The organism is Streptomyces sp. NPDC046303 (genome assembly GCF_055588085.1).
The window spans coordinates 1-12,457 of sequence record NZ_JBVJFA010000007.1 but is presented as its reverse complement, the minus strand read 5'-3'; the positions used below and the strand labels follow the sequence as shown (position 1 = coordinate 12,457).

Genomic DNA, 12,457 nt, shown 5'->3' with positions numbered 1-12,457 from the left:
GCCGTGGCGGCCGGGGGGCTCCCGGTGTCGGAGGGTCTTCGGCGGATCGGCTCAGCCGAGGACCACCGGTGTCGTGTCGATGCCGCCGGCAGTACCGCGGAACAACACGGGCCGGCCGTCGGCGGCAACGGCCCAGAGGTCGGTCACCCCGTCGCCCGTGAGGTCTCCGGCGGAGCCGAGGAAGGGATAGTCCGCGCGGGCGATGCCCGAGGCGATCTCGGCCCGGGCGGAGCCCCAAGAGGCCGGCGCGAGCGTGCCGTCGGCGCCCTTGGCTCCCGAGACGGCGAAGAGGCCGCCGGTGGCGTCCTCACGCAGCCAGAGGTCGGCCGCGCCGTCACCGTTCACATCACCCGGGGCGACCACGGTGACCGATGCCCAGCCGGTCCCGCCGACCAGGACGGGTGCGGTGTTGTCCAGGTAGGGGAAGCCGCCGGAGTACAGCCAGAGTTCCGCTCCCCGCTTGACGAGCAGGTCGGGGCCGCCGTCACCGTCGACATCGCCGGCGGCGGCGATCTGGTCGGCGTCGTACCAGTGGTCGTCGCCGGTCTCGCAGCCCAGCTCCGGGTCCCTGACCGGGCAGCCCACGTTCAGCTGGAACCGGTCGGCCTCGTTGACCGCGCCCAGTCCGCCGTTGGGGTAAGCCCACAGCAGCTTGGTCCGCGTGACGTCGTTGTACTCCAGTACCACCAGATCGTTGGAGCCCTCGCCGGTCCAGTCGCCGCTGGCGACGACCTGCGCTCCGGCCGCGACGGTGAGGCCGCCGTCGACGGGGGCCGCGAACGTCCCGTCGCCCTTGCCGGCGCGGAACTGGAGGCGGCCGGCCGGGTCGACGGTCCACAGGTCGCGGTGGCCGTCACCGTTGAGGTCTCCGGCCGCGTCCGGAGCCGTGCTGCCGTTGGCGAAGAAGGAGTAGGTGGCGGTGTCCGAGACGTTGCCCGCCTTGTCCACGCTCTGCGCGCGCACGGAATGCGGGCCGGCGGTCGGCGGTACGAGCGTCACGCCGGAGCCGGGCACGACCGAAACCCGGCGGGCATCCCAGTCGGTCCAGTACACGATCTCGGAGACGTCTTCGACCCCGCCGGCGGTGAAGGTGAAGGTGCCGGGGGTCCGGGCGGTGCCGGTCTGCTCGGGCACACCCTTCGACGCGTCCGGGAACTGCACCGAGCTGATCGCGGGCGGCACCTGCGGCCGCGTCCGATCGACGGAGAAGGCACAGGTCGCGGACCAGGCGGAGGCCTGCCCCGCGGCGTTCGCACCGCGCACGTTCCAGGTGTAGTCACCACCGGGCAGGTCGGCGTCCGGCACCGACCAGGTCGCGGCCCGGCCCGCGAGCGCCGGGACCGACTGGGTCAGGGCAGGGGTGCTCTGACCCGCGCGGAAGACCTGGAACTGGGCAGTGAGCCCGTCCGTTTCCGGCCCCTCCACGGTGGCGAAGAGACTCACCTGCGTGTTGCCGATGAGTCCGCCGGTGCACGCGGTGGCCGGGGAGGTTCCCGGGTTCGCGACCGTCAGCGCCGCCACGGTCTTCGGGGGCTTCTTGGACGTCCGGCTCGAGACCTGCGCGCCGCCGAACGTCTCCCCCGCGTTCGCGACACCGGCCGTGGCCCCCGACGCGGCGGCCGTGGGCGCCAGCGCGATGACCGCCGAGGCGGCCAGCGCTCCGGCCACCCCGCGCGCGGCGGCTCTTCTTATCGACATGCACACTCCCCTCATGTGATCAACAACCAGACCCTAGAGCACATGTCCGACCCGCCCCAGGCAATAAACGCGCAGCCCACCGCACGGCCGACGCACCCGCCGGCGGGCCCGCGCAATCCCTCGAAGGGGGGCATCGACACCTGCGGGTGATTCGAACGCCGCGCTTCTCAGCGGCCCCGGCCGAGCAGGACATCCGTGCGAGCCTTCGCTCCCCGCGCCCCGTGACGCCGCTCTGAGCAGCCACGTTCTTGCGTCGTCAGTTCGCGGCCGCGGCACCTCGGGAGGAATCTTGCGATTCGTGCACGTTCATGTGGCGTTCGACCCGGCAGTGGGCGGGGGTGGCCGCGGATGAGTCTGCGCATCAGGCTCCTCAAGCGGCCCGCACCCGCCGAGCCGGCCGTTTCCGAGAGTGAGCGGCGCCTGTTCGGCGGGCCCCTGCGGTACGACGCCGGCTGGTCCAACCACGACTACGCCCGGCTCGAGAGCCGGCTCCTGACCACCCTGCGCTCCATGCCCCGGATGGCCGGCGGGACGCTGCGGCTCGCCTGGGACACCGACCGGCGGGCCCTGCTCACCGTCGCCTTCGCCGAGGCCGGGCAGGGGGTCACCTCCGCCGTCGGGCTGCTCGTCCTGAGCCGGGTGCTGCGTACGCTGCTGGGCGCGGGCAGTGCCGCCGACCGGCTGCACGCCGCCCTGCCCGCCCTCGCCGCGGGCGCGCTGGTCGCCGTACTGGGTGCCGTACTGGCCTCGTGGTCCACGTCGGCCGCCGGCCGGCTGGAGCCCAAGGTGGAGCGGGCCGCGCACGAGCAGTACCTGAAGGCGGCCGTCGAGGTGGAGCTCGAGGCCATCGAGGACGGGGAGTTCCGGCGGCTGCTCGACAGCGCCCAGTGGGGTCCGCCGTCGGCCCGCCGGACCGTCGGGGCCTGCGTGGCCACCCTCGGCGGGCTGATCTCCCTGGTCGCCACCGCCGGGGTGCTCACCGTGCTGCACCCGCTGCTGCTGCCCATGCTGCTGCTGATCGCCGCCCCGCGCGGCTGGGGCGCGATGCGGGTGGCCCAGCGCCGCTACCTCTCCATGATCACCTGGGTGGAGCACGTCCGCGCCGCCCGGCTCATCGGGCAGCTGCTGATCTCCCGTACGTCGGCCCCCGAGGTACGGGTGCACGGAGTCGGGCGCTACCTCCTCGGCCACTACCGCAACATGGCCGAACACGCCGAGGGCGAGGCCACCCGCCTCGCCAAGGACAAGGCGGCCACCGAACTGCTCGCCGCCGCGCTCTCCGGCGTCGCGGCCCTCGTCACCTACGCGGCGATGGGCGTGCTCATCGTCACCGGCCGGATGGACCTGGCCGTGGCCGGCACCGCCGTGATCGCGGTGCGCGCCGGCTCGGCCGGGCTCGGCGCGCTCGTCGCCACCACCAACACCCTGCACGAGGAGTCCCTGTACGTGCGGGACTTGGAGCGGTTCGTCGCCGAGGCCGGCCGTCGCGCCGTCCCGGCGGGCGGAGCGCCCCTGCCCGAACGGCTCGGCACGCTGAGGCTCGAGGACGTCTCCTTCAGCTATCCGGACCGCGAGGAGCCCGCCCTGAGGGGCGTCTCGCTCACCATCGAGGCGGGCACCGTCGTCGCCCTGGTCGGCGAGAACGGCTCCGGCAAGAGCACCCTCGTCAAACTCCTCGCCGGCCTGCACCTGCCCGACGCCGGTTCGCTGACCTGGGACGGGGTGGACGTCCGGGAGGCCGACCGGGAGCAGGTCTTCGACCGGGTCTCGCTGCTCACCCAGGACTTCGAGCGCTGGCCGGTGACCGCCTGTACCAACATCGCCATCGGCCGGGCGGGCGGCCGGGGCGGGGACGGGTCCCCGGACCAGGCCGCCGACGTGGTGGCCGCGGCCCGGTACGCGGGCGCCGACCAGATCGTGGCGAAGCTCCCGCACGGCTACGAGACGCTGCTCGCCCGGATGTTCCGGGGTGCCTCGGAGCTGTCCGGCGGCCAGTGGCAGAAGTTCGGGCTGGCCCGCACCCGCTTCCGGGACGCCCGCGTCCTCGTCGTGGACGAGCCCACCTCGGCGCTGGACCCGGAGTCGGAGATCGCCGCCTTCGACCGCATCCGCGGCCTGGCCGGGCCGCAGCGCGCGGTCGTCCTGGTCACCCACCGGATGTCGGGGGTGCGGTACGCCGACGTCATCTACGTGCTGCACGAGGGCCGGCTCGTCGAACGGGGCAGCCACGAGGAGCTGCTGGCCCTGGGCGGCCGCTACGCCGCCATGTTCCGGATCCAGGCCGACCAGTACGGCGACCAGCCCGGTCAGGCAGACGCGGCTCCTATCCCCTGCCAGGCCACCGCGCCGCTGAACGACCCGTCCGTCACCTGAAGCAGTGAACTCCCCCTTATCCCGAGGCCACCACGGGTAGGGCACTGCTGATCTCGTGCGGGGGCCGGGCCCCACCGGCCCCCGCACCCATGGACGAAAGGCCGACCCTGCCGTGACGCAGCCGTTTCAACTGCCGGATTTCTATGTGCCTTATCCGGCGCGACTGAACCCCCACCTGGAGGCCGCGAGGGTCCACACCAAGCAATGGGCGCGCGCACTCGGGATGCTGGAAGGTTCCGGCGTCTGGGAGGAGAGCGACCTCGACTCGCACGACTACGCGCTGCTGTGCTCGTACACCCACCCCGACTGCGACAGCGAGGCGCTGTCCCTGGTCACGGACTGGTACGTCTGGGTGTTCTTCTTCGACGACCACTTCCTGGAGATGTACAAGCGCTCGCAGGACCGCGACGGCGCCAAGGAGTACCTCGACAAGCTCGCCGCCTTCATGCCGATGGATCTGGCCGACGGCTTCCCCGAGCCCACCAACCCGGTGGAGGCGGGCCTCGCCGACCTCTGGCGGCGTACCGTTCCCGCCATGTCCGCGGACTGGAGGGAACGGTTCTCCGTCTCCACGAAGAACCTCCTCAACGAGTCCATGTGGGAACTGGCCAACATCAACATCGGGCGCGTCGCCAACCCCCTCGAATACATCGAGATGCGCCGCAAGGTCGGCGGCGCCCCCTGGTCCGCCGGCCTGATCGAGTACGTCTCCGCCGAGGTCCCGGCCCGCGTGGCGCACTCGCGGCCGCTCGGCGTGCTCCGCGACGCCTTCTCCGACGCCGTGCACCTCAGGAACGACATCTTCTCCTACCAGCGCGAGGTCGCCGACGAGGGTGAACTCTCCAATGCCATCCTGGTGTTGGAGACCTTCCTCGGCTGCACCACCCAGGAGGCCGCCGAGGCCTCCAACGACCTGCTCACCTCGCGCCTCCAGCAGTTCGAGCAGACCGCGCTCGCCGAACTCCCCCAGCTCTTCGCGGACTTCGCCCTGAACCCGGCGGAGATCGCCGCCGTCCTCGCCTACGCCAAGGGCCTGCAGGACTGGCAGTCGGGCGGCCACGAGTGGCACATGGTCTCCAGCCGCTACATGAACAAGGAGGCCCGGGCCACCGCCCCGCTCACCCTGCCCTTCCTGCCGTCCGGGCTCGGCACCGCCGCGCTCGAGCTGCGGTCCGTCTTCACCCAGCGCTCGATGGACCTGCGCCGGCGCTCCTTCACGCACGTCCCGTTCGAGAAGACCGGGCCTTCCGTCATTCCCGACATCTACATGCCGCACCGGCTGAGCCTCAGCCCGCACCTGGCGTACGCGCGCGAGGAATCGGTGGCGTGGTCCAAGCGGATGGGCCTGCTCGACCCGCAGCCGGGCGACCCGGGCTCGGCCATCTGGACCGAAGCCAAGCTGCGGGGTTACGACTTCGCGGTCTGCTCGGCCGGACTCGACCCGGACGCCACCCCCGAGGAGCTGGCCCTCAACGCCTGCTGGCTGACCTGGGGCACCTACGGGGACGACTACTACCCGGTGGTGTTCGCGCAGGCCAAGAACCTGGCGGCGGCCAAGGCCACCACGGCGCGGCTCGTCTCGATGATCCCCGTCGACCACGCGGAGCAGGCGGAGCCGGCGACGGCGATGGAGCGCGCGCTGGCCGACCTCTGGGTGCGCACCAGCGCCGGCATGTCCACCGCGCAGCGCACCGAGTTCCGGGCCACGCTGGTGGACATGCTGGAGAGCTGGCTGTGGGAGGTGGACAACCAGATCCAGAACCGCATCCCGGACCCGGTGGACTACGCGGAGATGCGCCGCCGCACCTTCGGCACCTACCTCACGATGTACCTGTGCCGGCTGGGGCACCAGGGACGGGGCGTTCCGGAGGAGATCTACGCCTCGGGGACGATCCGGTCGCTGGAGAACGCCGTCGCCGACGCCGCCTGCCTGATCAACGACATCTACTCGTACCAGAAGGAGGTGGAGTTCGAGGGCGAGGTCCACAACTACGTCCTGGTCACCCGGAACTTCTTCGACATCGGTTACCCGGAGGCACTGCACATCTGCCATGCGCTGATGACGCAGCGCACGGAGGAGTTCGAGCACATCGTCGCGCACCAGCTGCCGCTGCTCTACGAGGACTGGAAGCTCGACGAGGAGGCCCGCGCCGCCCTGGACGCGTACGTCGGCGAGCTGAAGGACTGGCACGCCGGGGTCCTGAACTGGCATCAGAGCATCGCCCGTTACCGTCCGCAGGACCTGCACGGGCTCCCCGACGCGCTGTCCACCGGCGTCCTGGACTCCGGCTTCGGGATGTCGGCGGCCCGCATCTCCCTGCCCGCCTGAGGCGGCCCGCCTGAAGCGCGGGGGGTGGGGGGCCGGACGGACCGCCCCGACCCCACCCCCGACCCCACCCCCCACCCCCCACCCTCCCCCGCGCGTCAGAACTCGTCGCTCGTGTGCGGCAGCAGGTCGGTCCGCAGGGCCGCGTCCAGCGCCGCCGCCGCGCCGGGCGCGTGCTCGGCGACCAGCCCGGCGGCGACCAGCTCGACGACCCGGGTGCCGCCCAGGTAGCAGGCGGCCAGCTCCCGGACGTCCAGGGTCAGGTCCGGTGCCGCGCGGGCGGGCTCGTACGCGGCCCCGTCCGGCCCGGCCTTCAGCCGGTACCGCCCGGCGTTCGCGGGCAGCCGCACGTCGGTCAGCTCCAGCACCAGTTCCACCGGCGCGGCCCAGGACCGCTCGGTGAGCGCCGCCCGTACGTCGACCAGGCGCAGCCAGAGCGCCGGGAACTGGGCGGTGACCCGCACCTGGTCCCGGTCGGCGGCGAAGTGCAGCAGCGGGTCGTCGGCCGGACGGCCCCACGCGGTGACCCGGCCGGTGAGGTCGAGGGCGGCGAGGCACTCCCACAGGGCGGCGGCGACGGCCGGGGTCCGGGCCTCCAGCTCCTCCACGCGGACCAGGCCCGGGGTGCGGACGGGTCCGCTGTCGTCCTCCGGCTTGGTGCGGTAGAGCACGTAGCCGGCGATCGGCTCCCCGGGGTCGCCCAGGACGATGATCCGGGGCGGGCTCAACTCCTCGTCCTCCTCGTCCTGTTCGGCCAGCCATTCCTGCGTCCAGCGCTCGGGGCTGCGGGTCGGCCGGCCGGCCCGCACGGCGCGGGCCGCCTCGTGGAAGGGCCCGATGACGGTGAGCGCCTCGTCGGGGGCGACGAGGCGCAGCGGACGCCGGTCCGCGACGATGCGCAGCGGCAGGGGCCGGGTGGAGTCGATCTCGATGGTGACGCCGGTGGTGGCCCCGCCGTAGCCGAAGCGGCCGTAGATCGCGGCTTCGGAGGCCCACAGGGCGGCGAGGGGGCTGTCGGCGGCCGAGGCGCGCCGCAGCTGCTCGGCCATGAGCGCGGTGAGTACGCCCCGGCGGCGGTGGGTGGGGGCGACGGAGACGAAGGTGAGCCCGGGGCAGCGCAGGTCTGCCCCGGGCACCGAGAGCCGGAAGTCGTGTGCGGCCATGAAGCCGACCAGGGTGTCGCCGTCGTAGGCGCCGATCCGGCTGCAGCGTTCCAGCAGCGCGTGATGCCGTTCGCGGCCCTCCTTCTCGGGCCGGTCGTTGAAGACCAGGTACGCGAGCTCCAGAGCACGGTCGATGTCGGCTTCGGGTACCTCGCGGATGTCCACCATGATCACGAGACTAATCGGTCACGGGGGGACCGGTCACCTCATAGTGGCCGGATCTGCGCGTTTGGCCAGGTGCTGCTGCGGGCGCTCGGATCCGCGGTGTCCGCCTGGCCGCGCCCGCCTCACCCGGTGGCGGGGCCCGTCCAGCCCGCCGGGACGTGTCCGATACGGACGCGCTGCGGGTGGTCGCCGACGGGCACGGACACCCGCTTGGCGCCGGTGGCGAAGTCGATGGCCGTCACCCGGTCCGAACCGCTCTCGGAGATCACGCAGGCCGTGCCGTCGCCGTCGACGGTGGCCCAGTACGGCTTGTCGGCGGGCACCAGCGGCCCCTCGGTGAGGGTGGCCCGGTCCACGACGGTCGCGTAGTCGTCCATGGTTCCGGCGATGCAGAGCTTGGTCCCGTCCGGGCTCATGGACATGCCGTGGTGGCGGGAGTCGTTGACCCACTTGGTGCGGTCGGTGCCGGTGGCCGGGTTCTCGGGGAGGGTCTTGAGGCGGGTGATGCGGTCGGTGGCCACGTCGTACTCCAGGAAGCCGTTGAAGAACGACACCTGGAAGTAGAGCTTCGACTCGTCGGTACTGAAGGAGACGGGGCGTACGGCGTCGGACAGGTCCGGGCGGCCGAAGGCGTCGAGCCGCTCGCGCATGTCGATCACCTTGACCGTGCGGAAGGTCTGCGCGTCCACGACGGTGATCTTCCGGTCGCCCTTCGTCCAGTCCAGCCAGGGGGCGTCGAGGGCGGAGGTCACGTCGCCGATGGAGCTGTTCCACAGGTAGCGGCCGCCGTCGGTGAAGCTGTTCTCGTGGGGCTTGTCGCCGGTGGCGAAGGAGCCGACCTGCCGGCCCGTGGCGATGTCGAGGACGTGCACGGTGTTGGCGGTGGAGGCCGATACCGCGATCCGGGTCCCGTCGGGCGAGACGGCCATGTGGTCGGCGCGGTAACCGGACACGGGGAAGCGCCAGTTGATCCGCCCGGTCCGTACGTCGATGGAGACGACGTCGGCGAAGCTGGGCCGGGAGGCGACGACGGCCGAGCCGTCGGGGGTGGTGTACATGTCGTCCACGAACTGGTCGTGGCCCTCGCCGGCGGTGGCCCGGATGCCGAGGAAGAATCCGAGCTTGACGGGGTTGAGGTAGATCTCCCGGAGCCGCTCCTCCTTGTCGGGTATGACGTTGATCCGGCCGACCTTGGCGAGATCGCCGGTGGAGGCGAGGACGTCGGCGGTCCCCTCCCAGTTGTTCCCGACGAAGAGCACCTCGCGCAGGCCGCCGTCACCGGGGGCGGCCGCGGCGGGCGCGCCGGGCGCGAGGGAGGACAGCAGGGTGGCCGCGGCGAGCGCGCCGAGGGTGCGGAGGGTACGTGACATCCGTTCAACTCCGGTGGGGGGAAGGGATGGAGAAGGTGCCTCCTGTTACCGGCCGGTAAAATAGGCGGTACGCGAAAAGGGCGCAACCCCTTGGGGGTCGCGCCCTTCTTCACGTACGCGGTTCAGCTCTTCAAGCGACGGAACCGATCCTGCCTATCACGGTGTTCGAGACGCCCTGCGGATCGGGGTGGATCGGGATGTGCGCTCCGGTCAGCGCCACGCCGCTGCCGCCGCGGCGGTTGGCGACGATCTCGGCGGCGATGGACAGCGCGGTCTCCTCCGGGGAGCGGGCGCCGAGGTCCAGGCCGATCGGGGAGCGCAGCCGGGCCAGTTCGAGCTCGCTCACGCCGACCTCGCGGAGCCGCTTGTTGCGGTCCTCGTGGGTGCGGCGGGAGCCCATGGCGCCGACGTAGGCGACGGGAAGCCTGAGGGCCAGTTCGAGGAGCGGGACGTCGAACTTGGCGTCGTGGGTGAGCACGCACAGCACGGTGCGGCCGTCCACCGAGCCGTCCGCGGACTGCGCCTCCAGGTAGCGGTGCGGCCAGTCGACGACGATCTCGTCCGCCTCGGGGAAGCGGGTCTTCGTCGCGAAGACCGGCCGCGCGTCGCAGACGGTGACCCGGTAGCCGAGGAACTTGCCGATGCGCACGAGGGCGGAGGCGAAGTCGATGGCACCGAAGACGATCATCCGCGGGGGCGGGACGCTGGATTCGACCAGCACCGTGAGCGGCTCTCCGCAGAGCCGGCCGTCGGCCCCGATCTCCAGCACGCCGGTCCGGCCGGCGTCCAGCATGGCGCGGGCCTCTTCGGCGACGGCGCGGTCCAGTTCGGGGTGTCCGCCGAGGGCGCCTTCGGCGCCGGGGGTGGAGTCGGGCTGCTGCGGCGCGCGGAGCGTGCCCTCGTACGAGCCGTCCGGGCGGATCAGGAGCGCTCCGCCGGTCAGGTCCGCGGGGCCCTCGGCGATACGGGCGACCGCCGCCGCCTCCCCACGGGCGGCGGCGGCCAGACCGGCCGCGAAGACCTCCCGTACGGGAGAGCCCACCGGGACCGGGGTCACCAGGATGTCGATGATTCCGCCGCAGGTCAGACCCACGGCGAAGGCATCGTCGTCGCTGTATCCGAAGCGCTCGCGGACGGACTCGCCGTCCTCCAGCGCCTGTCGGCACAGCTCGTACACCGCGCCCTCCACGCATCCACCGGATACCGAGCCGATGGCCGTGCCCTCGCCGTCGACGGCGAGCGCGGCCCCGGGCTGCCGGGGCGCGCTCCCGCCGACCGCCACCACGGTGGCGACGGCGAAGTCACGTCCCTGCTCGACCCACCGGTTCAGTTCTTCGGCGATGTCCAGCATGGGGGCCTCCTCGGCGAGGTTCGATTTCCAGTATCGGATACGTGAAGAGCGCGGTTCTCGGTGCGGATGGAGCCGTCCCGATCGAGCTGTACCGGTCGAGCCGTGGCGGCCGAGCCGTACGGATCGGCCGCGGCCCGGGTCAGCCGACCCCGAGCCAGCCCTCGATCGGGTGGAGCGCGAAGAAGACCAGGAAGATTCCGGTCAGCGCCCACATGAAGCCGCCGATCTCACGGGCCTTGCCCTGAGCGATCTTGATGGCGACGTAGGAGATGACACCCGCGGCGACACCGGCGGTGATCGAGTAGGTGAAGGGCATGATCACGACGGTCAGGAAGACCGGGATCGCGGTCGAGCTGTCGGCCCAGTCCACGTGGCGGGCGTTCTGCATCATCATGGCGCCGATGACGACCAGGGCCGCGGAGGCGACCTCACCCGGGACGATCTGCGTGATCGGGGTGAAGAAGAGGCAGGCGGCGAAGAACAGGCCGGTCACGACGGAGGCGAGGCCTGTGCGGGCCCCCTCACCGACGCCGGTCGCGGACTCGACGAACACGGTCTGGCCGGAGCCGCCCGAGACGCCACCGATGGCGCCACCGGCGCCGTCGATGAACAGGGCCTTGGACAGGCCCGGCATGCGGCCCTTGTCGTCGGCGAGCTTGGCCTCGGTGCCGACGCCGATGATGGTGGCCATCGCGTCGAAGAAGCCGGCGAGCACCAGGGTGAAGACGATCATGCCGACGGTCATGTAGCCGACGTCGCCCCAGCCGCCGAAGGAGACGTCGCCGAAGAGCGAGAAGTCCGGCATCGAGACCGCGGAGCCGCTGAGCTCCGGCGGGCCGTTCTTCCAGGCCTTCGGGTCGATGTCCACGATGGCGTTGAGGATCGCGGCGAGGATCGTGCCGCCGACGATGCCGATCAGGATCGCGCCGGGGACCTTGCGGGCCTGGAGCATGAAGATGGCGATCAGGGTGATGGCGAAGAGCAGCACGGGCCAGCCGGACAGCTCACCGGTCGCACCGAGCTGGACGGGGGGCATGAACTCCCCGCCGTTGCCGACGAACCCGGCCTTCACGAAGCCGATCAGGGCGACGAACAGGCCGATGCCCATGGTGATGGCGTGCTTGAGCGCAAGGGGGATCGCGTTCATGATCATCTCGCGGAGGCCGGTGACGACCAGGAGACAGATCACGACGCCGTAGACCACGCACATGCCCATGGCCTGCGGCCAGGTCATCTGCGGGGCCACTTGCGAGGCCAGCACGCCGGAGACGGACAGGCCGGCGGCGAGGGCCAGCGGCACCTTGCCGACGAAGCCCATGAGGAGCGTGGTGACGGCCGCCGCGAAGGCGGTGGCGGTGATGATCGCGGATGCGTCCATCACGGTGCCGGCGGCGTCCTTGCCCGACAGGAGCAGGGGGTTGAGCAAGAGGATGTACGCCATCGCCATGAAGGTCGTGATACCGCCACGCACTTCATTGCCGACGTTGGACCCTCTATGGGTTATGTGAAAGTAGCGATCGAGCCAAGAACGCCCGGCGGGGGTGCGAGAGCCGTCGCCGGCCTCTTCCGCGGTGGTCTTGGGCTCCACAGACGACTGGGTCATGGTGCCTAACTCCCAAGGTTCAAAGGGGCACCCGCATGAAGATTGGAGACGCGGGATTTGGGAAACTGCGTTGGCTGCACGACCCGGGGTGACGGCCCGAGGCGACGCGAAGGTGCACTGCGTGTACTGCGGGTAGTGCGGGGGTGACCGCTGGTACTACGTGGGGGTTCTTGCAGGGGTACTGCCGGGCGAAGCGGACCGCGAGCGGTGCGGTACTTCGAGTACTCCGGGCGGCGCGGTGTGAAGTGTGACGTTCCCATGTCGCACCGCCCGGAGAGTGTGAGGGGGTCCGGGGGGCTCGCGGCCCCCCGACCCCACCCTCCCCAAGGGTCCCCGTAAAGGACTCCCGAAAGAGCAGGGTCTTTTTTGGCCCCCAAACCGTCTCCCTCCCGATCGCCCCCAAGGAAG

General features: G+C 71.6%; 7 protein-coding genes. 2 read left to right on the top strand and 5 right to left on the bottom strand.

Annotated features, from left to right (window positions below; translation table 11 throughout):
• Positions 1 to 51: 51 nt before the first annotated feature.
• Positions 52 to 1,698: an FG-GAP repeat domain-containing protein gene (locus ACZ6I1_RS09515; RefSeq protein ID WP_469284989.1), complete on the bottom strand. Its 1,647-nt coding sequence runs from the start codon at positions 1,696 to 1,698 to the stop codon at positions 52 to 54.
• A 348-nt stretch (positions 1,699 to 2,046) separates the two neighbouring features.
• On the opposite strand from ACZ6I1_RS09515, the gene ACZ6I1_RS09510 reads away from it, so the two are divergent.
• Together ACZ6I1_RS09510 and ACZ6I1_RS09505 are read left to right on the top strand one after the other, a co-directional pair.
• Entirely contained in the window at positions 2,047 to 4,071 is a 2,025-nt protein-coding gene (locus ACZ6I1_RS09510; RefSeq protein ID WP_469284987.1) for an ATP-binding cassette domain-containing protein, read from the top strand.
• A gap of 112 nt (positions 4,072 to 4,183) precedes the next feature.
• On the top strand, positions 4,184 to 6,400 hold the full coding sequence (locus ACZ6I1_RS09505; protein WP_469284985.1) for a terpene synthase family protein: 2,217 nt from the start codon (positions 4,184 to 4,186) through the stop codon (positions 6,398 to 6,400).
• Positions 6,401 to 6,495: 95 nt separating this feature from the next.
• On the opposite strand, the gene ACZ6I1_RS09500 is transcribed toward ACZ6I1_RS09505, so the two are convergent.
• The 4 genes from ACZ6I1_RS09500 to ACZ6I1_RS09485 all read right to left on the bottom strand — a co-directional run bounded on the left by ACZ6I1_RS09500 (position 6,496) and on the right by ACZ6I1_RS09485 (position 12,049).
• Positions 6,496 to 7,728, bottom strand: coding sequence for a GNAT family N-acetyltransferase (locus ACZ6I1_RS09500; protein ID WP_469284983.1), 1,233 nt, complete (start codon positions 7,726 to 7,728; stop codon positions 6,496 to 6,498).
• Positions 7,729 to 7,847: 119 nt separating this feature from the next.
• Positions 7,848 to 9,095, bottom strand: coding sequence for a YncE family protein (locus ACZ6I1_RS09495; RefSeq protein ID WP_469284981.1), 1,248 nt, complete (start codon positions 9,093 to 9,095; stop codon positions 7,848 to 7,850).
• A gap of 130 nt (positions 9,096 to 9,225) precedes the next feature.
• On the bottom strand, positions 9,226 to 10,446 hold the full coding sequence (locus tag ACZ6I1_RS09490) for an XdhC family protein (RefSeq protein WP_469284979.1): 1,221 nt from the start codon (positions 10,444 to 10,446) through the stop codon (positions 9,226 to 9,228).
• Positions 10,447 to 10,585: 139 nt separating this feature from the next.
• A complete protein-coding gene (locus ACZ6I1_RS09485) occupies positions 10,586 to 12,049 on the bottom strand; it encodes an NCS2 family permease (RefSeq protein ID WP_469284977.1) in 1,464 nt (487 codons plus the stop codon).
• Between the last annotated feature and the right edge of the window lie 408 nt (positions 12,050 to 12,457).

Excerpts from the sequence above, each read along its gene's own strand:
- ACZ6I1_RS09500 (WP_469284983.1), bottom strand. The coding sequence starts at position 7,728 with ATGGTGGACATCCGCGAGGTACCCGAAGCCGACATCGACCGTGCTCTG.
- ACZ6I1_RS09485 (WP_469284977.1), bottom strand. The coding sequence starts at position 12,049 with ATGACCCAGTCGTCTGTGGAGCCCAAGACCACCGCGGAAGAGGCCGGC.
- ACZ6I1_RS09510 (WP_469284987.1), top strand. The coding sequence starts at position 2,047 with ATGAGTCTGCGCATCAGGCTCCTCAAGCGGCCCGCACCCGCCGAGCCG.
- ACZ6I1_RS09490 (WP_469284979.1), bottom strand. The coding sequence starts at position 10,446 with ATGCTGGACATCGCCGAAGAACTGAACCGGTGGGTCGAGCAGGGACGT.
- ACZ6I1_RS09515 (WP_469284989.1), bottom strand. The coding sequence starts at position 1,698 with ATGTCGATAAGAAGAGCCGCCGCGCGCGGGGTGGCCGGAGCGCTGGCC.
- ACZ6I1_RS09495 (WP_469284981.1), bottom strand. The coding sequence starts at position 9,095 with ATGTCACGTACCCTCCGCACCCTCGGCGCGCTCGCCGCGGCCACCCTG.